This is a genomic window from Corynebacterium sp. LaCa54, from assembly GCF_046717495.1.
In the GTDB taxonomy this organism is placed as follows: Bacteria; Actinomycetota; Actinomycetes; order Mycobacteriales; family Mycobacteriaceae; genus Corynebacterium; species Corynebacterium kefirresidentii.
The window spans coordinates 1,500,373-1,524,641 of record NZ_CP177115.1 but is presented as its reverse complement, the minus strand read 5'-3'; the positions used below and the strand labels follow the sequence as shown (position 1 = coordinate 1,524,641).

The window sequence follows — 24,269 nt, the reverse complement described above, 5'->3', positions numbered from 1 at the left end:
CTTCCTCCTTTCCTTGCTGGAAAGGAGGTTTTTGCGTTGAGGGGGCGTCGGCAAGCGAAGGCGGTGTAAGGGCCGTGCGGTAAATTGGGTGGGTCTAATCCCAAACCTCGAGAAAAGAGTGAGGAGACCACGTGAATATTGCGGCAACCATCGCCGCCGAGCTCAACGTGAAGGAAACACAGATTTCCACCGCGTTGCAGCTCCTTGCGGAGGGCAATACCGTGCCTTTTATTGCCCGCTACCGCAAGGAGGCCACCAGCGGGCTGGATGACTCCCAGCTGCGCACTATTGAGGAGCGTGCGAATTACCTGAAGGAATTGCAGGAGCGTAAGGAGACCATCCTTGCGGCGATTGAGGAGCAGGGCAAGCTTAGCGGCGCCCTGAAGAAACAAATCCTTGCCTGCGAAACCAAGGCGCGCCTGGAGGACCTGTACCTGCCGTATAAGAAGCGCCGTAAAACTAAGGCGGATATTGCCCGCGAGGCCGGCCTAGAAGAGCTGACCGATAAGCTCATCGCGGATCCTCACGCCACCCCAGAAGATCTAGCGCAGGCCTTCCTTTGCGAGGGCTTTGAAGATACAAAGAAAGCCCTCGACGGCGCCCGCGCCATCCTGGTGGATCGCTTCGCACTGGACGCTGACCTGGTGGGTGAGGTGCGAGAGCGCATGTTTACTAAGGGTGTTATGGGCGCGCACGTCATTGAAGGCAAGGAAGCAGAAGGGGCGAAGTTTAAGGATTATTTCTCCTTCAACGAGTCTTTCCACACATTGCCCTCGCACCGCATTTTGGCGCTCCTGCGGGGCGAGAATGAAGGCGTATTGCAATTGCAGCTTGATGCTGGCGATGACGCGGACTATGAGGACGTTATTGCCTCCCGCTTTGAACTGGATCGCTCCTCCAAGTGGCTTGCTGACGCCGTCCATTGGGGCTGGCGCACCAAGCTTTATATTTCCTCCAGCCTGGATGTACGTATGCGCCTGAAAGAAGTGGCAGAGGAAGGTGCGCTCAAGATTTTTGCCACCAATTTGCGGGATGTGCTACTTGCTGCGCCGGCAGGTCAGCGTGCCACCATTGGCCTGGATCCGGGATACCGCAATGGCGTCAAGTGTGCGGTTGTAGACAAAACCGGCAAAGTGCTCGATACCACTATTGTCTACCCGCACCAGCCGCAGAATCAGTGGAGCCAGGCGTTACAGACCTTGTCTACCTTGTGCGCCAAGCATTCGGTGGACCTTTTGGCCATCGGAAATGGTACTGCCTCCCGTGAGACCGAGAAGCTCGCCCAGGAGATTGCGGACCTCATCAAGCAGGCCGGACGCCAGCGTCCCACGCCCGTCGTAGTCTCAGAGTCCGGCGCTTCGGTGTATTCTGCCTCGCAGCTGGCGGCGGCGGAATTCCCCGATATGGATGTCTCGCTGCGTGGTGCAGTCTCCATCGCTCGTCGTTTGCAGGATCCTCTGGCGGAGCTGGTAAAGATCGATCCGAAGGCTATTGGGGTGGGGCAGTATCAGCACGATGTTAACCAGACCGCGCTCGCTCGCACCCTTGATGGTGTGGTGGAAAGTGCCGTGAACGGCGTGGGCGTAGATCTCAACACTGCTTCCGTCCCGCTGCTGGAGCGGGTGGCTGGAGTTAATTCCACCATCGCTGCCAATATTGTGGCCTATCGCAATGAAAACGGGTCCTTTGCTTCCCGCAAGGAACTGAAGAAGGTGCCGCGTCTCGGACCTAAGGCGTTTGAGCAGTCAGCCGGCTTTCTTCGCATCAATGGCGGCACCGATCCGTTGGATGCCTCCGCCGTGCACCCTGAGGCTTATCCGGTGGTCTCCCGCATTGCGGAAAAGACCGGTCTGGGCATTTCCGAGCTGATTGGCAATACGCGCGTACTTTCCAAGCTTGTGCCAACAGATTTTGCAGATGAGACCTTTGGTATCCCTACGGTGACCGATATCATCGCTGAGCTGGATAAACCCGGCCGCGACCCGCGTCCGGAATTTAAGACCGCAACCTTCAAAGAGGGGGTACATAAGGTCTCCGATCTCACCCCGGGAATGATCCTTGAGGGCAAAGTTACCAACGTGGCGGCCTTTGGCGCTTTTGTGGACGTTGGAGTACATCAGGACGGCCTCGTCCATGTTTCTGCCATGAGCCACAAGTTCGTCTCTGATCCGCACGAGGTCGTGCGCTCTGGCCAAGTGGTCAAGGTAAAAGTCATGGAGGTCGACGTCGAGCGGCAGCGCATCGGCTTGTCTTTGCGCCTCGATGATGAACCGGGGCAGCAGGCTCCCAAGCGCCGTGGCGATGCGCAACATGCCGCAAACTCTGCCGCCAGGGGAGAAGGGAAGCGCTCCGGACACAAATCCGGGCGCGGTTCCCGGGGTGGCTCGCGCGGCCGCACTGGCGGTCGAGGTGGCTCCGGCGGTGGTGGCGCCATGGCCGATGCCCTGAAGAAGGCAGGCTTCTAACCGCCGTGGTCTAGTGTTTTGCCTGCTGCTTTAGCTCCCATCGTTGCGTACGGTGGGAGCTTTTGCAGTCCGGAGGGAGGATTCTGCCACGATGTTGTCGGAACCATGATGCGGGCGAGGTGGAACCCATCCAATCACCTGCGCAAACTTCACCTAGCGGTGGTGGGGGCGGCCGCTTAGCAGTTTCCCTCCTAAGCTGCGGCGGCGTAGCTTGGGCGGGGGAGAGAAAGAAGTGCCGGGAAGGAAATTTGGTTCCTGCAGGTACATATGGAAAAATAGGTGGACGTTCTATGTAACGGGCACGAACCGGTTAGGCTTAGCGCCGCTAGGGTCCTCTGTCCCAAACTGAAAAGGAATATTGGCATGTCCAACATTATTGACAAGGTCGATGCAGCACAGCTGCGCGACGATATCCCGTCCTTTCGCCCAGGCGATACCCTCGACGTTAACGTAAAGGTTATCGAGGGTAACAACGAGCGTGCACAGCTGTTCAAGGGCATCTGCATCCGTCGTCAGGGTTCCGGCATCCGTGAGACCTTCACCGTCCGTAAGGTCTCCTTCGGTATCGGCGTTGAGCGTACCTTCCCGGTTCACTCCCCGAACTTGGAGTCCATCAAGGTCTCCCGCCGCGGCCGCGTTCGCCGTGCGAAGCTGTACTACCTGCGCGATCTGCGCGGTAAGAAGGCTCGCATCAAGGAGCGTCGCTAGTATTAGTGCGCTGCGCGCCACCATCCCCCTTGCACCCTTGTGGGTGCAAGGGGGATTTTTGTGCCTATTGCCAGCTATTTCCTGGTGTCAGCCGGCAGGCTTTAACCGGATAGTTGCCTGTGAATTCTCCAGCCGCGAGGGGGATAAGGCGGGAACCGGGACGTGGGGTTGCTAGGATTTAGCGCGTGAATAAAGACAGCATCTCGCAGGAACAGTCGCCTGAAGGTGAGGGGGCCAACCCCGTAGAGGGGAACGCTTCCCCGCAAGGCGAAGGGGCAACCAAGAAAAAAGACATGCCGTGGCTGCTGGAAACCCTTCTGGTCGTGGCAACGGTCCTTGTTATCGTGGGCCTTTTCCAGAACTTTATCGGACGGCAGTATGTGATCCCTTCCGGCTCGATGGAGCCGACACTGCATGGCTGCGAGGGCTGTACGAATGACCGTATCTTTACGGAAAAGATCTCCTATTACGGCGATGGAGAGCCAGAACCAGGCGATGTTGTCGTCTTCAAAGGCACCGAGGACTGGAATTCCAGCTATGTCTCGCCGCGCTCGTCCAACCCGGTAATCCACGGGGTGCAGGATGCATTGAGCTTTGTATCCTTGGCGCCGCCCGATGAAAATACCCTGGTTAAGCGCGTGATTGCTACCGGTGGGCAGACAGTGTCTTGCCAGGAGGGCGATCCTGCAGTCATGGTTGATGGCAAGCCCATCGAGCAAGACTACGTGCAAGACCCGCCAACGTACCCGGTAGATAAGTCGACAGGCTCGGAAGCTTGTGGAGGCCCGTACTTTGGTCCCGTGGAAGTACCGGAGGGCAATATCTGGGTCATGGGTGATAATCGCACGGCCTCGGCAGATTCTCGCTATCACATGACCGATAAATTCCACGGCACAGTACCGGTGGAAAATGTCCGCGGCAAGGTGAAGTTCGTCTTCTGGCCGTTTACCCGCATCGGTGGCATCGATGACCCGGACATCCAGGAATAAACCTTCTTCCCAACGCCTGCGCACCCGGGATTTTTTCTTCCCCGTGGTGGCAGGTTTTGTCCTGCTGGTGCTCTTACAAGCATTGGTGGGACGGATGTATGTCATTCCTTCTGCGTCGATGGAACCTACCCTGCATGGTTGTCCCGGCTGCGAAAACGATCGCATCGCAGTGCAGAAGGTCAGCTATTACTTCACAGACCCACAACCTGGGGAGGTGGTTGTCTTCGAAGGGCCGGAGTCGTGGAATAACGAGTTTCAGGTCACACGCTCGCGCAATATTATTGTGCGAGGTGCGCAGAATGCTTTGGCGGCAGTTGGGCTTTTGCCCAACGGGGAAAATATCCTCGTCAAGCGGGTAATTGCTACCGGCGGACAAACGGTGAGCTGTGAGGCTGGTGATCCTTCGGTGATGGTGGATGGTCAGCCGATTGATCAATCATTCGTGCTTGATCCACCGGAGATTCCCGTAGACCCCGGTGTTGGCTCCCAGGAGTGTGGCGGCGAGTACTTTGGCCCCGTCACCGTCCCGGAGGGGCATCTCTGGGTAATGGGAGATAATCGCACCAACTCCCTCGATTCGCGTGCGCACTTGGGCGATAACCTACAAGGCACCGTGCCAGTGGACAATATTCGCGGCCGAGTTGAGGCTGTCATCTTGCCTCTGTCGCGGTGGGGTGGGGTGGAACACCCAGAGATTTCGCATGCGGCGGCTTAAGCAACGACGCACCTATGAGCTGGCGTTGAGCAAGGCTGGGCTCGGGCCGGTGGCTGGAGTGGATGAGGCCGGGCGCGGCGCGTGTTGCGGGCCAATCACCATCGCGGCCTGCATTATGCCTAATCGCCCGATCAAGGAGCTGGCGGAGCTTAGCGATTCCAAAAAACTGACTCCCCGGCAGCGCGAGCGGCTCTTTCCACTCATTAAGGACAAGGCTGTGGACTGGTCTGTGGTGCACATTAGCGCGGGGGACATCGATAAGCGCGGCATCCAGCACGCTAATATTTCCGGTATGCGCAGGGCGGTAGCACGCCTGGATATCCGCCCAGGCTATGTGCTTAGCGACGCCCTCTTTATCCCCGGCCTTACCCAACCCCAGCTGCCCATCATCGGCGGCGATGCAGCCGCGCGGTGTATCGCCGCGGCAAGTGTCTTGGCAAAAGTGAGTCGCGACCACGTGATGCGCGACCTTGATGCGCGCTATCCCGGCTATGAATTGGCCAAGCACAAAGGCTATGGGACTAAGGCACACGAGGCTGCAATTTCGGCGCTGGGAGCGTGCCCGGAACACCGGATGAGCTATGACAATGTCCGCCGCGCTCATGCGGAGTTCGCCGCGCGTGCCTAGCTAGAATCTAGCCTCCTGCGCGCTAAGCTTAAGCGAGCTAACCCACAACCTGGAGGTCCACCGTGAGTGCAGAGGAACTCGATAACTACGAGGCTGAGGTAGAGCTGTCCCTCTACCGCGAGTACCGAGACGTTGTCAGTCAGTTTTCCTATGTCGTTGAAACTGAGCGGCGCTTTTACCTGGCTAATGCGGTAGAGCTCATTCCGCATACCTCTGGACCTGATGTGTACTACGAGGTGCGCATGTCCGATGCTTGGGTATGGGATATGTACCGCTCCGCCCGCTTTGTGCGCTATGTTCGCGTCATTACCTACAAGGACGTCAATATCGAAGAGCTGGATAAGCCGGAATTCATGATGCCGGAGTAATTTTGTCAACTCGGCACTACAAGCGTTGTGCCCTGCCTGTGGATAACAGTGCCTCGAACCCTAGTTATCCACAGCCGGGGCACTTTCCGTTTTGTACACCTTGTGCACCCCATGCTAGCTGCGGTGTTCTGTGCAGGCCGATGAATTTCACGACGCACAAGGATAAACTGCAATGCAATTTAGTTCAGAACACCACCTAGCCACGAAGAAGCCTCGCCATAAGCAAGTCTTAGGGAAAAGGGGAGAGGCCTTCGCCGCGCGCTACCTCCGTGAACGCGGGGCCGAAATTATTGCCGCTAATGTCTCTTATAGGGTAGGAGAAATTGACCTCATCGCGCGCGAGGCGGACGGAACCATCGTCTTTGTTGAGGTTAAAACGCGTGCCACTGCCAGCTTCGGGGTGGCAGAAGCCGTAACCCCGCAGAAGCTAGCGCGCCTTCGCAAGGCTGCAGCGCAGTGGCTCGATGGAAAGCCACTGTCTTCGGTGCGATTCGACGTTATAACGTTGTTGGAGCGCGGGCAGGGATTTGCGCTAGAACACTTCAAAGGGGTTGAAGATGGCTCTAGGTAATTGCTTGACGATGTCCCTCAACGGAGTTCTAGCACAGTTAGTCGATGTAGAAGCGAACGTTGGCCACGGCCTGCCAGGGATACATGTTGTGGGTCAGACGGATACCGCGATCTCTGAATCGCGGGATAGGATCAAGACTGCAGCCTTTAACTCCCACCTTCCTTGGCCCAAGACCAAAGTGGTCGTCTCGATGTCTCCAGCGTCGCTTCCCAAATCCGGTTCCCACTTTGACTTACCCATAGCGCTCGCGATCCTGGCGGCGCAGGCAGAAGGTGACTTTCCGCGCTTTGGCAATTCGCCTTCGCCCGCGAGGCGGCTGCAGCGCACCTTGGTTTTGGGAGAGCTCGGTCTCGACGGATCCGTTCGGCCCGTCGCAGGTATTATTCCGGCCCTCCTAGCCGCAAGGGAGCAGGGAATATCAACTCTTATCGTGCCGCCGGGTAACGCAGCCGAGGCAACCTTGGTGCCGGATTTGGACGTACTCGTCGCAGCATCTTTGAAAGAGGCTTTTAGCTGGGCGTGTGGAAACCGTGGGTTACCGCAGGCGGCGAGTTTTCCTGGATCGCCCGACCCCGCGCCCGCAGCTGCAGCACGCCCGGATTTTTGCGATATCGCGGGCCAAGCGAATGCAAAATGGGCCGCCGAGGTTGCTGCGGCCGGCGGGCACCACCTTATGATGATCGGTCCTCCAGGGGCGGGAAAATCCATGATTGCCTCCCGTCTGCCCACCATCCTGCCTACACTTACCCCGGATCAGCAGGTAGAGACCACCGCGATTCATTCGCTTACCGGAACGCCAGGTGAGGTCATTGAGCATGCTCCGTTTATCGCCCCGCATGCCTCGGTTACTCGGGCCGCGCTGCTGGGTGGCGGATCCGGGCATCCGCGCCCAGGAGCGGTAAGCCTGGCTCACAATGGTGTGCTCTTCCTCGACGAGGTCAGCGAGGTTGCCGCACCGGTACTCGATGGCCTGCGTGCCCCGTTGGAAGAAGGGCAAGTACGGCTTGCGCGCTCGCGCCGAGAAGTTATCTATCCTGCTCGCTTCCAACTGGTCATGGCAGCAAACCCGTGTAGGTGCTCGGCAGAAGATCCTTCGCAGTGCAGGTGTAACCCCCACGAGCGCATGAACTATCTGTCCAACCTCTCCGGTCCGCTCCGGGACCGTCTAGATATGGTGGTCACCTTAAGTGGGCAGGCGGCGACGATTAACGCGGAGGGCGAAGAAGACTCCGCAGTCATTGCCGAGCGAGTTGCCGCTGCCCGCGAGCGTGCCGCTGCGCGGTGGTGGGCGGATGGCATTTCCGCGCGGACCAATGGCGAGGTTCCTTCGTCCTACTTGCGCCGAAAGCGGCCGGCTGCGGATGCTGCAATGGTCATGTTGTCCGCCTACCTGGCGGAAGGCGAAATTTCCCAGCGCGGGGTGGACCGTGTGCTCAGGCTTTCGTGGACCTTAGCTGATTTAGCAGGGAAGATGCAGCCGGACTTGGATGAGGTGGGACGCGCACTCGACCTGCGTGGCTCCATCAACGTGGGAAGGCTCGCGGCATGAGCGAATTAGATCTCTCCACCCCTTATGCCACCTGGGTATACCTCAACCGCGTGGTAGAAGGCCCTTCCGCTGCTTTGCAGGCCCTGCTTACGCAGTATCCGGCTGAGGAAATCGCCCATGGAATTTACCATCGTGCCGATTGGATAGGACCGCTGCTTGCGCGCACGGCCTCCCGTTATGATTGGCTGCGTCAAGCGGAGGATATGGCAGCAGCCGAACGCGTTGGGGCTCGGCTCATCACGGCAGAAAGCCCAGAATGGCCAACGGAGGAGTTTGATTCCGCATTCGGCTTTTATCAAAACAGCGGGGAAGCCCCAGCTACCTTTGATGACCAAGCACTGCCGCCGCACAGCCTCTGGGTGCGTGGCGCCCCTGTGAAGCAGGAGGTTGCTCAGGCTGTAGCGATTGTTGGCACTCGCGCCATTTCTCGCTATGGCTGGCAGGCAACCCAAAACGTAGTGTCCGGATTGGTTCAACACGAATGGACTCCTATATCTGGCGGCGCCCTAGGCGTTGATACCGTGGCGCATGAAACTGCTTTGCACAACAACGGGCACACGGTAGCTATAGCGGCGTGCGGCATCGATAGGGACTATCCGGCTCGCAATGCCAATCTATTTGCCAAGATCGCGGATAACGGGTGCGTTATTTCTGAATTCGCACCGGAAACCGCACCGAAGCGACACCGGTTCCTAACGCGCAATCGTTTAGTTGCAGCACTCAGTCACGGCACCGTAGTTATGGAGGCGGCTTTTCGATCCGGCGCACTTAATACTCTCAACTGGGCAGAAGCGCTAGGACGCGTGGCCATGGCTGTACCGGGGCCGATAACCACTAGCGGCTCGTTGGGCTGTCACCAGCGCATTCAGGAAGGCCGTGCACAGTTGGTCACCAGCGCCGATGAAATTCGCGCCTTAGTCAGCCGCGCCGGGGAAGTAGATCCAGGTGCACAATATGAAATCAATTTTGCGGCAACAATGACACAACGTCTCTCCCGCAATGAGTTGCGAGTCTTTGATGCAACACCGCCGCCAGGCCAAGAAAAAGCTACGGCAGAGGACATTGCCCGCGAAGCGGGATTTCGTCTGCCGTTGACAGTTCACCTTTTATTGGCGTTAGAGAAGATGTGTGTCGTTGTCCGCCACGGCAATACCTGGGCGCGCCGGGAAACGGAATAGATAGCCCCAGTGAAAGGCGAGTACACTGCTGTGACATGAGTGAAGATGGAGTTTCCGCGAAGGCGCCGGATATTCAGGAGCAGATGGCTGAGGTTATCGAAGACTTCGCGGATTTCCAACTGCACGTGAAAGGCCGTGCGGAGGCAACGGTACGTGGGTATCGCTCAGATCTGCGCGACCTTGCTCGCAGCGTTCCTACCTTTGCGGAATTTAACCTCAACAACCTGCGCCAATGGCTGGCAGAGGCCGTAGCGGAAGGAAAGTCGCGCTCCACCTTGGCGCGGCGCACCGCAGCGGTCAAAGGATTTTCCACTTGGGCAGTGCGCGAAGGGCACCTCGAGCGAGATGTAGCCGCACGGCTAGTCACGCCCAAGGTAGGCCGCCACCTACCGACGGTTCTATCCCCCGAGCAGGCCGGTGAGCTCATGGGCAATGCGGTTTCTGCAGACGAAGCTCACTTCCTGCGCGATAGTGCCATCTTGGAGTTGCTGTATGCCTCAGGGATGCGCGTGGCGGAGCTGGTGCGCCTAGACCTGAGCGATATTGATTTTCATCGCGGCACCTTGCACGTAACCGGTAAGGGAGATAAGCAGCGCGTGGTGCCTTTTGGTCATGCGGCGGACGACGCCTTGCGGCAGTGGATAGAAAAGGGCCGTGGACAACTCGCTGAGGAAGGAACTAAAGCCGTATTCGTAGGCAGCAGGGGAGGTCGCATTGACCAGCGCCAGGTGCGGCGCATTGTGGATAGGGCCGCCAAAGTTAGCGGTGCACAAGGGCTTACCCCGCACGGAGTGCGGCACTCGGCTGCCACCCACCTCCTAGAAGGCGGGGCAGATTTGCGCGTTGTGCAAGAACTATTGGGGCATTCCTCGCTTAATACCACGCAGATCTATACCCACGTATCTGCGCAAAGATTGCAACGCGTATATAACCAGGCGCATCCTCGAGCTTAAAGCGGCTTGAGGCGTATCACTGGCATATCCAGCAAGGTTAAAGGATCGATATAGGTATCTTTTGCAATGAGGGCGCCCCAGTGCAGGCCGGGATAGCCATCGACGGGATTGCCCAAGCGGCCAATGACTTGTCCTTCGCGAACCTCTTGGCCTTGTTTTACGGCGCCGTGTACGGGCTGATAAGTCGTCCTTACCCCGTCCGCATGGGTGATGGAAACAACCGGCTTTCCTGCCACCGTGCCGACAAACGCGACAACGCCATCTTCAGCGGCTACCACCGGAGAACCCACGGCAAGGGCCATGTCTACACCGCGGTGGCCGGGACTCCACTTTTGCTCGGGAGCTTCAAACCCGCGCAAAACCCGCGCCGGGTTTGGCTTACCCGAGGCAGGATCAACGTAGGACGTGGCCGGTGGGCAGCACAGTAGTAGGAGGGAAGAAACGACGAGGAAGGCAGTGGTGGTGAAGGTGGGGCGTCGGAAAGCGAGCTTTGAAAAAGACACAGAAAAATGGCTCATGGGAAAAGCATTAACCAGAGGTGAGCTGTCAGAAAGCCCTTGCCTGTGGGGCTGTGGATTACGAGTAGCGGATGGTCCAATTGGGGTGAATGTGGCGCATGATGCTTAGCAGCTTCGACCCTAGTGTGAATAAGTTGTATTCGGTTTGGAAAAACCAGCGTAGAGGGATTATTCTTTGAGGCAGCAGTGTGTCCACCGTGTGGAGGCATTGACTACGCGCGGCGAAGTTGTCGCTTCCTGCTGGAAGGAAGAGACAGCCTGGCGGCTGACGTGGTCCTTGGAAACAAGGTGTCAGCGGGGCCTTCGTTGCTAGGGTGCGGAATAAAACACCGCACAATTGGAAAACCGAAAGACAAGATAAAAGAAAGCGAGCGAATCATGGCAGTTGTAACCATGCGCGAGCTCCTCGACGCTGGTGTGCACTTTGGCCACCAGACCCGTCGCTGGAATCCGAAGATGCGTCGTTTCATCTTCACTGACCGTAACGGCATCTACATCATCGACCTGCAGCAGACGCTGACCTACATTGACGAGGCTTATGAGTTCGTCAAGGAAACCGTTGCACACGGCGGCACCATCCTGTTCGTTGGTACCAAGAAGCAGGCTCAGGAAGCAGTTGCTGAGGAAGCAACCCGCGTCGGTATGCCTTACGTAAACCACCGCTGGTTGGGCGGCATGCTCACCAACTTCCAGACCGTGTCCAAGCGTCTGAAGCGCATGAAGGAGCTTCAGGCAATGGACGAGCGTGAGGACGGCTACAAGGGCCGCACCAAGAAGGAAGTTCTCATGCTCAACCGTGAGCGCGCCAAGCTCGAGCGCGTTCTGGGCGGCATCTCCGATATGGCTAAGACCCCGTCCGCTCTGTGGATTGTTGATACCAACAAGGAGCACATCGCGGTCAAGGAAGCTCACAAGCTGAACATCCCAGTTGTTGCCATCTTGGACACCAACTGCGACCCGGACGACGTTGACTTCCCGATTCCGGGCAACGACGACGCCATCCGTTCCACCAAGCTGCTCTCCGGCATCGTTGCCTCCGCTGTAGAGGAAGGCAAGAAGGCTCGTGAGGAGCGTCAGCTGGCTGCAGCCAAGGAAGCTGCCGGCGACTCTGCTGAAAAGGAAAAGCGTGACGCTGAGGCGGCTGCCGCAGCTTCCGATCCGGCTTCCGCAGAAAAGTCTGAGGAAGCATCCGCAGACAAGGCCGAGAAGTAATCGTACTTTCTTGGTAGGAACCTTCCTTACCTGCGTTTAACTGAATACCCCACGCACTTTTGGTGTGGGGCAGCAAGGGAGTAATACCTGCCCAAGGCTGTTTACCAACCCCCGCCACCGTGCTCAAACGGCGGCGGGGGTTGGTTTTATCTATGCTGGGTGCTGCTGAAGCCAGCTCCACCTTCATGCATAGGTGAGAAAAGGGGTGGTTTCTGCCACCCTAAAGCGGCGCGATTTCACCGCGTCGACTACGCTGTTTGAACGAACACTGTTTGATTTTCAAGGAGGATCGCCCCAACTATGGCGAACTACACTGCTGCAGACGTCAAGGCACTGCGCGAAGCTACCGGCTCCGGCATGCTCGATTGCAAGAAGGCTCTGGAAGAGTCCAACGGCGACTACGATAAGGCCGTTGAGTACCTGCGCATCAAGGGCGCTAAGAACGTCTCCAAGCGCGCTGACCGCGAGGCAACCGAAGGCCTGATTGCTGTTTCTGGCAACACTATGGTCGAGATCAACTGTGAGACCGACTTCGTTGCTAAGAACGAGGCTTTCAAGACCTTCGCAGCCAAGATTGCTGACGCTGCCGCTGAGGCCAAGGCAAACTCCGCAGACGATCTCAACAACATTGAGATCGACGGCAAGAAGGTTTCCGAGGTAGTGGACGAGGAGTCCGCTAAGACCGGTGAGAAGCTGCAGGCACGCCGTGCAGTTACCGTAGAGGGTGACAACATTGCTGTTTACCTGCACCAGCGTTCCGCTGATCTGCCGCCGGCAGTGGGCGTTCTGGTTTCCTACGAGGGCAACGAGGAAGGCGCTCACGCTGCCGCCCTGCAGATTGCTGCAATGAACGCTGAGTACCTCACCCGCGAAGACGTTCCTGCAGAGATCGTCGAAAAGGAGCGCGAGATCGCTGAGGCCACTACTCGTGAGGAGGGCAAGCCGGAGGCAGCCCTGCCGAAGATCGTGGAAGGCCGCCTGAACGGCTTCTTCAAGTCCATCGTTCTGCTGGAGCAGGCTTCCTTGTCTGATAACAAGAAGACCGTAAAGCAGGTTGCGGAAGAGGCTGGCACCACCATCACTGGCTTCGTTCGCTACGAGGTTGGCGCTTAAGCACGCTCTCGCTTTTAAAACCTAGCCCACAAAGGACCGTCCTTTGTGGGCTTTGTTGTGCGCTAATGGGGTGACCGGCGCGAGGTTCTCTTTTCTCTAGGTGCCTTTTTGGTGCCTAGCTTAAACCCACCGGGCTGCATCGGCAGGTGGTGTGAGGATGCGAAAGATATATGGGTAAGATGGGGCGGAGATTGAAACTGCCCCGCGTTAAGGAGACGAAGTAGGCGTGACTGCTGCAGATATTAAGCGAACCGGATATAAGCGAGTAATGCTGAAGCTGGGCGGTGAGATGTTCGGCGGCGGTAAGGTCGGTATCGATCCGGATGTGGTTGAAAACGTTGCCCGCCAAATCGCCGAGGTCTCCCGCCAAGGAATCGAGATTGCAGTGGTGATTGGCGGCGGAAACTTCTTCCGCGGCGCGGAGCTATCCCAGCGCGGTATGGACCGGGCACGCTCGGATTACATGGGCATGCTCGGCACGGTAATGAATTCCCTCGCACTGCAGGATTTCCTCAAGCAGCAAGGTGTTGATTGCCGCGTACAGACCTCCATCAACATGGCGCAGATTGCTGAGCCGTACCTGCCGCTGCGTGCGGACCGCCATTTGGAAAAGGGTCGCGTAGTTATCTTCGGCGCTGGCATGGGTATGCCGTACTTCTCCACGGATACCACCGCCGCGCAGCGCGCCTTGGAAATTGGCGCCGAGGTTCTGTTCCTGGCTAAGGCAGTCGACGGCGTCTACTCGGATGACCCGCGCACCAATCCGGATGCAGAGTTGTACTCCGAAATTACCCCGCGTGAGGTCATTGAAAAGGGCCTAAAGGTGGCAGATGCAACGGCCTTTAGCCTGTGCATGGACAATGATATGCCGATTTTGGTCTTTAACCTGCTGGAGGAGGGCAATATTGCCCGCGCAGCTGGCGGTGAAGTTATCGGCACGCTGGTGCAGTCCTAATACTGTAGCGGCTGCGAACCTGCTACCTTTTTATACAGCCACCCCTATTCGTTTAAGGATGATTTAGCCTCATGATCGATGAGATTCAGCTCGAAGCAGAAGAGCACATGACCGCTTCCGTCGAGCACACCCGCGAGCAGCTGGTGACCATTCGTACCGGCCGCGCGAACCCCGCCATGTTCAACGGCTTGGTAGCCGAATACTACGGTGTTCCCACCCCGATTACCCAAATGGCTACCATATCCGTACCAGAGCCGCGCATGCTGCTCATCAAGCCTTATGAGCAGTCCATGATCCATGAGATTGAAAATTCCATCCGCAACTCGGATTTGGGCGTCAATCCCACCAACGATGGTCAGGTTCTGCGCGTGACTGTCCCGCAGTTGACGGAGGAACGCCGTAAAGAAATGGTGAAGCTGGCTAAGAGCAAGGGTGAGGATGGCAAGATCGCTATCCGTAATATTCGCCGCAAGGCCATGGAGCAGTTGAAGAAGCTGCAAAAGGACGGCGATGCCGGCGAGGACGAAGTCATCGCAGCAGAAAAGGAAATGGAAAAGATTACCTCCGGCTACATCGAGCAGGTAGACAGCTTGGTAGAGAATAAGGAAAACGAGCTGATGGAGGTCTAGGACCTCCGCTTTGTTGCCGCCGTGCCTGTCTCCTCGGCCGGCGGCGCTTTTTCTGTTCCAAGGCCCGCCGCTCCCACAAACGGGGCAGAGCCGGCGGAACTGAGCATGTTAGCCGGGGAATCACACAAGACAGCGAAAGGAGCCGGTCACGGTGAGTGACGCCATAAACCGCCGATTGCCACAGCCAAAGAATGGTGCAGGCCGCGACTTGCCGGCCGCTATCGGTGTTGGCGTGGGGCTCGGCGTTCTTGTGGTGCTTGCCGTGTGGGCTGGTCCGCTGGCTTGGTATGCGGTCGTAGCGCTTGCAGTAGGCGTTGCGATGTGGGAGGTCCTCAGCCGCCTGCGGGAGCATTCCTACTATGTTCCGCGTACGCTGCTTATTATTCTGGGCCAAGCCATGGTGTGGATCTCATGGCCCCTGGGTGCGCCAGGCCTGGTAGCGGTCTATGTCACTGCGGTGCTGGCACTTATGTTTGGCCGCCTTTTCCATAATGGCCGTCATCGTCCGCCTATCAACTACCTGCGTGATATGTCCGTCGGTATTTTTGTGCTGACGTGGATTCCCCTTTTTGCCACCTTCGCAGCTATGTTGTCGCTAGTGTCGACTCCATTTTCTAGTGGGGCTGCCTCCATCGTCGTCTTTATGCTGTGCGTTGTGGCTTCCGATACCGGCGGATATGTCGCGGGCGTGATGTTTGGCTCCCACCCAATGGCCCCCGCAGTAAGCCCGAGAAAGTCCTGGGAGGGGTTTTGCGGGTCCATCATCTTCGGCGTGGTGACCGGAGCGCTCACAGTGAAGCTTTTGCTTCATCACGATGCCTGGGTGGGTGGCCTGATGGGGCTCGGTCTAGTTATCTGTGCCACCTTGGGAGACTTGGTGGAATCCCAATTTAAGCGCGAGCTAGGTATTAAGGATATGTCGGCCTTGCTTCCTGGCCACGGCGGCCTCATGGACCGTTTGGATGGCATGCTACCTTCTGCCATGGTCACCTGGGTAGCGATTAGCTTCCTGTCTACGTTTACACCATAGGAACATCAGACAAACAAAAGCCGCCTCTCCCGTATAAACTGCCCGAAAAAGACGGCAGAACAGGGGAGAGGCGGCTTTTATATAGATTTATACCTGCTGCGCTTGCTTGCGTAGCTGGCGACGCAACTCAAACATGCGCCAGCCACCGACTAGCGCCATGATGAGTGCGCCGCCGATAGCAAAAATGAGGAAAGCAATTCCGGCGGGGAACTCGCCAGACCAGCCCAGGAAGTTCATGGGAACCTCGTGCTGGTTTTGCATGATGAACACAATGAGGACAATCAGCAGCAGGAATCCTACGATAAGCGCCATCCACGTGCTGGCCGCGAAAGATCCCTTCGCCTTGCCAGAGGGCTGGGTGGAGTGAGAAGTAGAGTCAGAAACGGCTGGTTCTAGGTCAGAACTAGTCTCCGGTTCAGAAGCGTTCAGCTCCGCCGAGGAGAGGTCTGCGTCGGAAGAAGAAAAATCATCTGCAGGATAATTTGGATTTGTCATGTATCCATTATTTCTTTAATCCTGTCGATTATGCCACTTGGCACGGCCTCCAATTGGAAAATCCCACGCAGACCGTGGAAAGATGGGCAATATTATGGCTCAACCAGTGAAACTTAACTTTTCCGCCCCGCGCCGCGGATTGCCTCCTAAGCATTTTGCGGACCTGACCGAAGACGAGCGCATTGACAAGCTCGCAGAAATTGGCCTACCTAAATTCCGTGCGAAGCAGCTGGCTAAGCACTATTACGAGCACTACACCGACAACGTCGAGGATATGACCGATATCCCCGCCGGCAAGCGCGAAGCAGTCAAGGAAGCCTTCTTCCCTGAGCTGATGAAACCCATCCGGACCACCTCCACGGACGACGGCGAGACCACTAAGTCCCTGTGGCGGTTGCACGACGGCACGCTACTGGAATCAGTGCTGATGCGCTACCCAGGTCGCGCTACTTTGTGTATTTCTTCCCAGGCAGGGTGCGGCATGGCCTGCCCGTTCTGCGCTACTGGCCAGGGCGGCCTTGATCGTAACTTGTCCACGGGCGAGATTGTCGAGCAATTCCGCCACGCTGCGTCCGCCATGGCTGCAGAAGGTGGGCGTTTGTCCAACGTTGTCTTTATGGGCATGGGTGAGCCGCTGGCCAACTATAAGCGCGTGGTCCAGGCCGTACGTCAGATTACTGGCCAGGATGGTACGGGTTTTGGCCTTTCCCAGCGCAACGTGACCGTCTCCACCGTGGGCTTGGCTCCGGCAATTCGCAAGCTTGCGGACGAAGACTTGGCCTGCACTCTGGCCGTTTCCTTGCACACTCCGGACGATGAGCTGCGTGACGGTCTAGTGCCGGTCAACAACCGGTGGTCTGTTGATGAGGTGCTGGATGCCGCGCGCTACTATGCGGATAAGTCCGCCCGCCGCGTGTCCATTGAGTACGCCCTGATTCGCGATAAGAATGACCAGGATTTCCGCGCCGATATGCTGGGGCGCAAGCTGCACCAGAAGTTGGGCTCCAAGGTCCACGTTAATGTTATTCCGCTGAACCCCACGCCGGGCTCAGAGTGGGATGCGGCCCCGCAAGACCGCCAGGACGAGTTCGTGCGTCGCGTGCAAGCCCAAGGCGTTCCCTGCACGGTGCGCGATACAAAGGGCGATGAGATTGCGGCGGCTTGTGGTCAGCTTGCAGCGGATGAGCGGGAAGATAAGTCAGCCTAACTGATAAGATTGGCGGACATGATTGTTCCGAATTATCCGCCACTTGCAGATGATCCGACCACGCAGGCCTTTGCCGTGCGCGGTCTGAACAAAATTTTCGCTGGACGCCCCGTGGTGTCGAATTTGAGCCTCGACATCCCGCGGGGCTCTATTTATGGCATCGTTGGCCCCAATGGCGCGGGCAAAACCACCATGTTGACCATGGCGTGTGGCCTCCTGCGCCCAAATAGCGGCGAGGCCTTTATCGCCGGGCACAATACCTGGCAGGAGCCACTGCCAGCCAAGGCGGCCATGGGCCTGCTTGTCGACGGCGCTCCGGTCTTCGACCGTTTATCGGGCCCAGAGTACTTGTTCTATCTCGGCGCATTGCGCCGCATGAATCAAGCCGAAGTCGAGCACCGCAGCGCACAGCTTTTGGATGCCTTGCAGCTTGCCGACGCCGCCGATAAACCCATCGCGGACTACTCCGCCGGCATGACTAAAAAGATACTTCTGGCGGGCGCGCTCCTGCATAACCCAGAGGTCGTGATACTAGATGAGCCCCTAGAGGCAGTGGATCCCGTTTCGGGGCAGCTTATTCAAGAGATCCTGCGCGCCTATGTCGCCCGCGGAGGCACAGTAATCCTGTCTTCACATGTTATGCAATTAGTGGAAGGCTTATGCGATCACGTAGCCATCATCGCCGGTGGCCAGGTGCTCTCCGCCGGCCACGTGGAAGATGTGCGCCAAGGCGGCAGCCTGACGGATGCCTTCATTCACTTCGCCGGCGGAAGTGAATTTGATGCGGACTCTTTCGAGTGGTTGCGCAGCGAAGGCAGCACAACGCAGCGCGGGGAAGGGGAGTTGTAGACGCAATGACTTCGACGCTTCTCAAGCTGCACCGCACACTATGGGTGCGAAGCCTTAAAGCGAATGCTGCAGCGGTTATGATCCCGATCTGCCTTTTGCTCTATGGACTCATCGGGCTAGCATCGCTCGCCGCTCTTGCTGCGGCAGATATTTCCACCGGAACTGGGAACGTGCAAGCCTTAACCGTGGCCCCTGGTCTTGGCACGCTGGCTTTCATCGTTATCACCCTCATCATGCCCAGCGGAGAGAACCAGCTATCTGCCCGCGAGCTTTCCGCGTTTCCGCTGCGGCTGAAAGACATCACACCGGCACTCGCTATCGCCTCGGTGCTTAATCTGCGTGCCCCGGTCTCAGTCTTGCTGTCCATTGCTTATGCGGTGGCCGGAAGCGTGATCCTGGCGGCAAACGGGAAGGCATTGTTCATCTTGCCTTTCTGTCTAGGAATGCTTTTCGCCCTTGTGCTGACGCTGGTGCTGGTGGATCTCGCGGTTCATGTCGGGTCAACTGTCGCGGAGCTTAGTTCCACGAAGCTTAAGGCCTTGGGTTCGGTGGCGGTGTTCGTCCTTATCTTTGGCTCTACTAAACTTTCTTCTCTCGCGGGCTCTGACTTTCCGTTGGGAACTGTAGGTGAAGGATTAGCGTGGACGCCTGTTGGAGCACCGGTGGGGTGGGCGCTTGCGCTTGCTCAAGGCGAGCTAGTGAAAGCCTGCGCACAATTTCTCATCGCCGCAGTGACTCTGGGCGTAGCTGTGTGGGCGTGGCATTGGTTGTTGCGGCGGCAATTCGAGCACCGTACGGTTTCCCCGTCGGCACGCAATCACCGTGAGAAGTCCAAGGGGATAAGCCGCTTTTCCCTTGGTTCCTTTTCCTATAGCAGCCCTGCTGCCATGGAATTTACGCGCTCGCTGCGCTATATTTTCCGTGACTCCCGCCTTATTGGCAGCATTATCATGCAGCCAATTCTGGCAGTCGTCTTGATTATCCAGGGCTTTGCTACTGACTCCGATTTATCTTCAGTAGGTTTGTTATTCCTCGGGCTGATAGGCGGAATCGTCGCCACCAATGATTTTGGTTATGACGGTCCAAGCCTGTGGGTAAAGATGGCCGCCCCAGTTCGTCCGCGCACGCTGCTCTACGCGCGGCACTGGGCGCACGTGGTGCTTTCAGCCATAATTGTTGTGCTCACGGCGATGCTGCTTTTTGCGCTAAGTGCGGATAAAGCTCTCACTGCCTGTTTGGTGGTTGCTGCCCTGGGAATCTTCATTTCTTCCGCCGGATTGTCATTGCTGCTCACCACCTTTAATCCCTTTGCCACCGCGCGGCCTGGCGGGAATATGTGGGCGGATAAATCCGGCTACTCGGCTAGCGCCTTCTTAAGCGCTATTTTGAGTTTGTTTATTGGCTGGACGCCCATCATCCCAGGCGTCATCCCAATGGCTATCGGCTACGGCTCGAACATGGTGCTGGTCGCGCTGGGGTTTGTACTCGTCATAGCCGTGCCTGTTGCGTGTTATGTCCTCGCACTGCGGGTCAGTGGCAAGCGCGTCGATAACACCCTGCCCGAGATCTACGCCAAGGTGGGCCACTGGGTGTCTTAAAACTCGGGCGCTTCTTAGCAAGTATCGCCCACACCGCGCTCTTGCTAAGGGTGGGTGTGGGCAGGGCAGCACCCAGCAGAGTGAGCGCTGAGTAAGGGGAGAGGCGTCGGCAAGCGGAGGCAAAAAGAAACCGCCGACCTTCGCGGGGAAGGGCGGCGGTAGCTAAAGTGTGCTGAAAGCTTAGAGCGCGTGCTTGCTGGAGGAAACCGGGGTGGCGTTGTTAGTGCCTGGCTCAACGCGCAGGTGAGAAACGCGGGAAGGCTCGATATTCAGCGCGCGCAGCTGGGAATCGCTCAGCTCGGCGTACACACCGGTGTTGGTCTTTTGGTCGTAGACCCAGTCTGGTTCCTGGTGGCCCACCGGCTGGTTGCGGGCGGTCACGGTGCGCACCTGGTGCAGCTTAGGCTGGAAAGCATGAATGAGCAGGCCGATTACCAGCAGGACAGTCAGTACGACGAGCCAGACAGTCTCAACGTGGCCCTTGTGATTACCAAAGTGGTAGGCGATCAAGAAGAGAACGGAAATCCAACCGGCGATCTGCACGCCCGAGCGGCTGATGCGGGACCAACCGAATCCTGCGGATGGGACGTCCTCAGTAGAAACACCGTCATATACCTGCGGTACCGGCTTGTGGGAAGACACTTGCTCTCCTTCGCTTCTGCGTATGCCCGTCTGCGCGATGGGCGTGCGGGCACACCAATGCCATTTGTCTGCTACACATTCTAAATCATCGCGCCTTAGATGGCGATTAAACACCCCCGCCGCAGTACTGGTTACCTGCCATGCCCGCCCCGTGGTGATGGGCGCTAGGGTGGAAGGGTGACTACACAGCGAATACTCATTCTTGGTTCCACCGGTTCAATCGGCACGCAGGCTCTGGAAGTTATTGCGGATAATCCCGATAAATTCGAGGTAGTGGGAATCGCGGCGGGCGGCTCCAACCCGCAGCTCATCATTGAACAGGCTCGTCGCCTCAACCTTTCGTTTGACCACGTTGCAGTGGCTAAAGAGGATGCTGCTGCCGAGGTTTCCGCTGCCTTAGGCGGTTCGGTATTAAGTGGCGCCGATGCTGCAGAGAACCTAGTGCGTTCGACTCCGGCCGATACTGTGCTCAATGCTCTAGTGGGATCCCTCGGCCTTAAAGCCACTCTAGCGACGCTGGAGATGGGGGAGTACTTGGCCTTGGCCAATAAGGAATCCCTCGTCGCCGGTGGCACGCTCGTCACCCAGGCCGCGCGCCCTGGTCAAATCATTCCCGTCGATTCGGAACATTCCGCCATGGCGCAGTGTCTGCGCGCCGGCGAGGAAGGGGAGCTGGATAAGCTTGTTCTTACCGCCTCAGGCGGTCCCTTCCGTGGTTGGTCGCGCGAAGAGATGTGGGACGTGACCCCAGAGCAGGCGGCGCAGCACCCGACCTGGTCTATGGGCCAGATGAATACCCTCAATTCAGCAACGCTCATGAATAAAGGTCTGGAGCTCATTGAGGCGACGCTGCTCTTTGACATCGACCCTGAGCGTATCGATGTCACCGTGCATCCACAGTCCATTATTCACTCTATGGCTACTTTCAAAGATGGCTGCACCATCGCCCAAGTTTCGCCGCCGTCGATGAAGCTGCCGATTTCGCTGGCGCTGAATTGGCCGCACCGCGTGCCGGGTGCGCAGCCTTCCTTAGATTTTGCGCAGGCGCATGAGTGGTGCTTTGAGCCGCTTGACGATGCCGCCTTTCCCGCCGTCGATCTCGCCCGGCGCGCCGCGGCCGAGGGAACGGGGGTCATTTATAACGCGGCCAATGAGGAAGCGGCGGCCGCATTTTTATCCAGGCGTATCCATTTTCCAGAAATCGTGGACGTAGTGGGCAAGGTCCTTGATTCCGCTTCTGAGTTTGCTGGTGTAGTCTCTAGCCTCGATGAAATCCTCGCAGTAGAAGGCGAGGCGCGCAGGCGCGCGAACGCGCTGATTGATTCGCTGGCTGATTAGAAAGCTTTTCACACCATGGCAAATTTGCTGGGCATTGTGTTTTTCGCCCTTGGCATCGGGCTTACCGTAGCGCTGCATGAAGCAGGCCATATGCTTAGCGCGCGTGCCTTTGGTATGCGCGTGCGCCGCTACTTTATCGGTTTTGGTCCGCGCGTATTTTCCTTCCGGCAGGGGCACACTGAATACGGGCTGGCGGCCTTCCCTGTGGGCGGCTTTTGCGATATCGCCGGAATGACTGCCCAGGATGAATTCCTCACCGAGGACGAAGAACCCCACGCCATGTATAAAAAGCCATGGTGGCAGCGCATTATTGTGATGGCCGGCGGTATTGTCGTCAACCTGATTTTGGGCTTTGTCATTCTCTATTTTGTCGCGATGACGGCTGGCCTGCCCAACCCGGATGCCGATGTGCGCCCCCGCGTAGGCGAGGTGACCTGCTCGGCCAATCAGAAGCCGAACCAAGAGCTGGAAAAGTGTACGGGTCCAGGCCCCGCCGGAAAGGCCGGTGTGCGGGAGGGCGATATCATCGTCGCCTTCGAGGGCCAGAAGATAGACTCTTTTACCCAGCTGCGCGATGAGGTAATGCAGCGTCCTGGTGACACCATCACGCTGACAGTTGAGCGCGATGGAAAAGATAAAGACATCCCAGTCCACCTGGATACCGTTAAGCGGCTCAATAAGGACGGAGAACTTATAGATGCCGGCTCTATCGGGTTGAGCAATCAGCTTATCGACGTCGTCGAAAAGCACGGCCCTGTTGACGCGCTACCAGCAACGTGGCGGTTTAGTACCTACTCGTTGGAAGCAACGGTAGATGGCCTCAAGCAATTTCCTGGCAAGGTGCCGGGCGTGGTGGCCTCCATCTTTGGTCACGAACGCGAAGCTGACGGCCCGATGTCCGTTGTCGGCGCTTCCCGTGTGGGCGGCGAATTGGCGGAGCGTTCCCTGTGGTCGATGTTCTTTATGATGCTGGCAACGCTGAACTTCTTCCTCGCTCTATTTAACCTAGTTCCGCTGCCGCCTTTCGACGGCGGGCATATCGCCGTCATCATCTATGAAAAGCTGCGCGATGGCATCCGCAAGCTCGCGGGCAAGCCGGCCTTGGGCCCGGCCGATTACACCAAGTTGATGCCGGTGACCTATGTGATGGCCGCACTGCTGATGGGCGTCGGCGTCATCGTTATCGTCGCCGATGTAGTTAACCCTATCCGGCTATTTGGTTAGCAGCCGTGTCCCCACAGCGCGCACTTCAGGCATAAAGCAAGCAGTGCTAGAGTGGGGGCGTTAATCACCCACCTTATAAATTTCTGTGCTTCAACAAGGAGAATTCATGTCGACCCCCATCGGTCTAGGAATCCCAGACGGCCCGCCACCAGTACTGCACCCGCGCCGTAAGACTCGGCAGTTGCAGGTGGGCCCGGTCGGTGTCGGCTCTGACTCACCAATTTCGGTGCAGTCGATGACCAATACGAAGACGCACGACATCAATGGCACACTGCAGCAGATTGCGCAGCTGACCGCTTCCGGCTGCGATATCGTGCGTGTGGCTTGTCCTAAGCCCATCGATGCGGAAGCACTTCCGGCCATTGCTAAGAAGTCGCCCATCCCGGTGATTGCGGATATCCACTTCCAGCCTAAGTACATCTTCCAAGCCATCGATGCCGGCTGTGCCGCCATCCGTGTTAACCCGGGCAATATCCGCGAGTTCGACGGTCGCGTGAAGGAAGTTGCTAAGGCTGCAGGCGATGCCGGCATTCCTATCCGCATCGGCGTTAATGGTGGTTCTTTGGATAAGCGCCTGCTGGAAAAGTACGGCAAAGCCACCCCGGAGGCACTCGTCGAGTCCGCCATTTGGGAAGCTGGCCTGTTTGAGGAGCACGGCTACGGCGATATCGCTATTTCCGTCAAGCACTCCGACCCTGTCCTGATGGTGGAGGCGTACCGCCAGCTGGCGGAAAAGACTGACTATCCGTTGCACTTGGGTGTGACCGAGGCAGGCCCGAAGTTCATGGGAACCATCAAGTCCTCGGTTGCCTTCGGCGCGCTACTGGCAGAGGGCATTGGCGATACCATTCGCGTGTCCTTGTCCGCGCCGCCAGTAGAGGAGATCAAGGTAGGCGACCAGATCTTGCAGTCGCTCAATTTGCGCCCGCGCAAGTTGGAGATCGTGTCCTGCCCTTCCTGCGGCCGCGCTCAGGTGGACGTCTACAAGCTGGCAGAGGAAGTTACCGCTGGCTTGGAGGGCATGGAGTTCCCGCTGCGCGTTGCCGTTATGGGTTGCGTTGTCAACGGCCCGGGCGAGGCACGCGATGCTGACCTCGGCGTTGCTTCCGGCAATGGTAAGGGCCAGATCTTTGTCAAGGGCGAGGTCGTTCGCACCGTGCCGGAAGACAAGATTGTAGAAACCCTCATTGAAGAAGCCATGCGCATTGCCGATGAGCAGGGCATGGAGGCCGTGGAAGGCGCTAAGGCTGAGGTTCGCGTAACCCAGTAATCCACCCACATTAAGTAGACTGCCCCGCACTTCGGTGTGGGGCAGTCTTTTTTAGCTCTTGCGCT

24 protein-coding genes are annotated in these 24,269 nt (G+C 57.7%); 21 read left to right on the top strand and 3 right to left on the bottom strand.

Annotation, left to right across the window (positions count from 1 at the left end; all coding sequences use genetic code 11):
* Nucleotides 1–131: 131 nt before the first annotated feature.
* The 10 genes from ACLI1M_RS07440 to ACLI1M_RS07395 all read left to right on the top strand — a co-directional run bounded on the left by ACLI1M_RS07440 (nucleotide 132) and on the right by ACLI1M_RS07395 (nucleotide 10,124).
* Nucleotides 132–2,465, top strand: coding sequence for a Tex family protein (locus ACLI1M_RS07440; RefSeq protein WP_411706491.1), 2,334 nt, complete (start codon nucleotides 132–134; stop codon nucleotides 2,463–2,465).
* A gap of 363 nt (nucleotides 2,466–2,828) precedes the next feature.
* Nucleotides 2,829–3,173, top strand: a complete 345-nt coding sequence (gene rplS, locus ACLI1M_RS07435; protein ID WP_005325245.1) for a 50S ribosomal protein L19 — start codon at nucleotides 2,829–2,831, stop codon at nucleotides 3,171–3,173.
* Between the two features lie 185 nt (nucleotides 3,174–3,358).
* Nucleotides 3,359–4,162, top strand: coding sequence for a signal peptidase I (lepB, locus tag ACLI1M_RS07430; protein WP_023021292.1), 804 nt, complete (start codon nucleotides 3,359–3,361; stop codon nucleotides 4,160–4,162).
* Nucleotides 4,140–4,877, top strand: a complete 738-nt coding sequence (gene lepB / locus ACLI1M_RS07425; protein WP_200288918.1) for a signal peptidase I — start codon at nucleotides 4,140–4,142, stop codon at nucleotides 4,875–4,877. The genes lepB (ACLI1M_RS07430) and lepB (ACLI1M_RS07425) overlap by 23 nt, the downstream gene beginning before the upstream one ends.
* Nucleotides 4,864–5,505, top strand: a complete 642-nt coding sequence (locus tag ACLI1M_RS07420; RefSeq protein ID WP_248098801.1) for a ribonuclease HII — start codon at nucleotides 4,864–4,866, stop codon at nucleotides 5,503–5,505. The genes lepB (ACLI1M_RS07425) and ACLI1M_RS07420 overlap by 14 nt, the downstream gene beginning before the upstream one ends.
* A gap of 62 nt (nucleotides 5,506–5,567) precedes the next feature.
* Complete coding sequence (locus ACLI1M_RS07415; protein WP_005325239.1) at nucleotides 5,568–5,873, top strand: DUF2469 domain-containing protein; 306 nt, start codon at nucleotides 5,568–5,570, stop codon at nucleotides 5,871–5,873.
* Between the two features lie 172 nt (nucleotides 5,874–6,045).
* Nucleotides 6,046–6,444 carry a YraN family protein gene (locus ACLI1M_RS07410; protein WP_200288920.1) on the top strand — a complete coding sequence of 133 codons (399 nt, stop codon included), beginning with the start codon at nucleotides 6,046–6,048 and terminating at the stop codon, nucleotides 6,442–6,444.
* The gene (locus ACLI1M_RS07405; protein WP_316330664.1) at nucleotides 6,431–7,993 is read left to right on the top strand and encodes a YifB family Mg chelatase-like AAA ATPase; all 1,563 of its coding nucleotides are present in this window, start codon (nucleotides 6,431–6,433) and stop codon (nucleotides 7,991–7,993) included. The genes ACLI1M_RS07410 and ACLI1M_RS07405 overlap by 14 nt, the downstream gene beginning before the upstream one ends.
* The gene (gene dprA, locus ACLI1M_RS07400; protein WP_248098797.1) at nucleotides 7,990–9,171 is read left to right on the top strand and encodes a DNA-processing protein DprA; all 1,182 of its coding nucleotides are present in this window, start codon (nucleotides 7,990–7,992) and stop codon (nucleotides 9,169–9,171) included. The genes ACLI1M_RS07405 and dprA overlap by 4 nt, the downstream gene beginning before the upstream one ends.
* Nucleotides 9,172–9,206: 35 nt before the next feature.
* The gene (locus tag ACLI1M_RS07395; RefSeq protein WP_248098796.1) at nucleotides 9,207–10,124 is read left to right on the top strand and encodes a tyrosine recombinase XerC; all 918 of its coding nucleotides are present in this window, start codon (nucleotides 9,207–9,209) and stop codon (nucleotides 10,122–10,124) included.
* Here the strand turns inward: ACLI1M_RS07395 and ACLI1M_RS07390 are convergent.
* Nucleotides 10,121–10,627, bottom strand: coding sequence for a M23 family metallopeptidase (locus ACLI1M_RS07390; RefSeq protein ID WP_259824673.1), 507 nt, complete (start codon nucleotides 10,625–10,627; stop codon nucleotides 10,121–10,123). The two genes, ACLI1M_RS07395 and ACLI1M_RS07390, sit on opposite strands and share 4 nt — an antisense overlap.
* A 393-nt stretch (nucleotides 10,628–11,020) precedes the next feature.
* Here ACLI1M_RS07390 and rpsB point away from each other — a divergent pair, with 393 nt between their 5' ends.
* The 5 genes from rpsB (at nucleotide 11,021) to ACLI1M_RS07365 (ending at nucleotide 15,581) form a co-directional block, all read left to right on the top strand.
* On the top strand, nucleotides 11,021–11,854 hold the full coding sequence (rpsB, locus tag ACLI1M_RS07385) for a 30S ribosomal protein S2 (protein WP_005325233.1): 834 nt from the start codon (nucleotides 11,021–11,023) through the stop codon (nucleotides 11,852–11,854).
* A 300-nt stretch (nucleotides 11,855–12,154) separates the two neighbouring features.
* Nucleotides 12,155–12,967 carry a translation elongation factor Ts gene (gene tsf / locus ACLI1M_RS07380; protein WP_248098794.1) on the top strand — a complete coding sequence of 271 codons (813 nt, stop codon included), beginning with the start codon at nucleotides 12,155–12,157 and terminating at the stop codon, nucleotides 12,965–12,967.
* 268 nt (nucleotides 12,968–13,235) lie between these two features.
* Nucleotides 13,236–13,922, top strand: coding sequence for a UMP kinase (gene pyrH, locus ACLI1M_RS07375; RefSeq protein WP_023027755.1), 687 nt, complete (start codon nucleotides 13,236–13,238; stop codon nucleotides 13,920–13,922).
* Between the two features lie 71 nt (nucleotides 13,923–13,993).
* A complete protein-coding gene (gene frr / locus ACLI1M_RS07370) occupies nucleotides 13,994–14,551 on the top strand; it encodes a ribosome recycling factor (RefSeq protein WP_023021301.1) in 558 nt (185 codons plus the stop codon).
* 151 nt (nucleotides 14,552–14,702) lie between these two features.
* Complete coding sequence (locus ACLI1M_RS07365; RefSeq protein WP_248098793.1) at nucleotides 14,703–15,581, top strand: phosphatidate cytidylyltransferase; 879 nt, start codon at nucleotides 14,703–14,705, stop codon at nucleotides 15,579–15,581.
* An 87-nt stretch (nucleotides 15,582–15,668) separates the two neighbouring features.
* Here ACLI1M_RS07365 and ACLI1M_RS07360 read toward each other — a convergent pair whose 3' ends face one another.
* Entirely contained in the window at nucleotides 15,669–16,076 is a 408-nt protein-coding gene (locus tag ACLI1M_RS07360) for a lipopolysaccharide assembly LapA domain-containing protein (protein WP_200288924.1), read from the bottom strand.
* Nucleotides 16,077–16,158: 82 nt separating this feature from the next.
* On the opposite strand from ACLI1M_RS07360, the gene rlmN reads away from it, so the two are divergent.
* The 3 genes from rlmN to ACLI1M_RS07345 are packed head-to-tail and all read left to right on the top strand — an operon-like array spanning nucleotide 16,159 to nucleotide 19,730.
* Nucleotides 16,159–17,283 carry a 23S rRNA (adenine(2503)-C(2))-methyltransferase RlmN gene (gene rlmN / locus ACLI1M_RS07355; protein ID WP_198010463.1) on the top strand — a complete coding sequence of 375 codons (1,125 nt, stop codon included), beginning with the start codon at nucleotides 16,159–16,161 and terminating at the stop codon, nucleotides 17,281–17,283.
* Nucleotides 17,284–17,301: 18 nt separating this feature from the next.
* Nucleotides 17,302–18,132: an ABC transporter ATP-binding protein gene (locus ACLI1M_RS07350; protein WP_023021305.1), complete on the top strand. Its 831-nt coding sequence runs from the start codon at nucleotides 17,302–17,304 to the stop codon at nucleotides 18,130–18,132.
* 5 nt (nucleotides 18,133–18,137) lie between these two features.
* The gene (locus ACLI1M_RS07345) at nucleotides 18,138–19,730 is read left to right on the top strand and encodes a hypothetical protein (RefSeq protein ID WP_248098792.1); all 1,593 of its coding nucleotides are present in this window, start codon (nucleotides 18,138–18,140) and stop codon (nucleotides 19,728–19,730) included.
* 180 nt (nucleotides 19,731–19,910) lie between these two features.
* On the opposite strand, the gene ACLI1M_RS07340 is transcribed toward ACLI1M_RS07345, so the two are convergent.
* Nucleotides 19,911–20,372: a DUF2631 domain-containing protein gene (locus ACLI1M_RS07340; RefSeq protein WP_023021307.1), complete on the bottom strand. Its 462-nt coding sequence runs from the start codon at nucleotides 20,370–20,372 to the stop codon at nucleotides 19,911–19,913.
* Nucleotides 20,373–20,549: 177 nt separating this feature from the next.
* Here ACLI1M_RS07340 and dxr point away from each other — a divergent pair, with 177 nt between their 5' ends.
* The 3 genes from dxr (at nucleotide 20,550) to ispG (ending at nucleotide 24,204) form a co-directional block, all read left to right on the top strand.
* Nucleotides 20,550–21,710 (top strand): 1-deoxy-D-xylulose-5-phosphate reductoisomerase, encoded by a 1,161-nt coding sequence (gene dxr / locus ACLI1M_RS07335; protein ID WP_411706490.1) that lies wholly within the window; start codon nucleotides 20,550–20,552, stop codon nucleotides 21,708–21,710.
* Nucleotides 21,711–21,725: 15 nt separating this feature from the next.
* Nucleotides 21,726–22,934 (top strand): M50 family metallopeptidase, encoded by a 1,209-nt coding sequence (locus ACLI1M_RS07330; RefSeq protein WP_248098791.1) that lies wholly within the window; start codon nucleotides 21,726–21,728, stop codon nucleotides 22,932–22,934.
* 106 nt (nucleotides 22,935–23,040) lie between these two features.
* Entirely contained in the window at nucleotides 23,041–24,204 is a 1,164-nt protein-coding gene (gene ispG, locus ACLI1M_RS07325) for a flavodoxin-dependent (E)-4-hydroxy-3-methylbut-2-enyl-diphosphate synthase (protein WP_023021310.1), read from the top strand.
* Nucleotides 24,205–24,269: the final 65 nt, after the last annotated feature.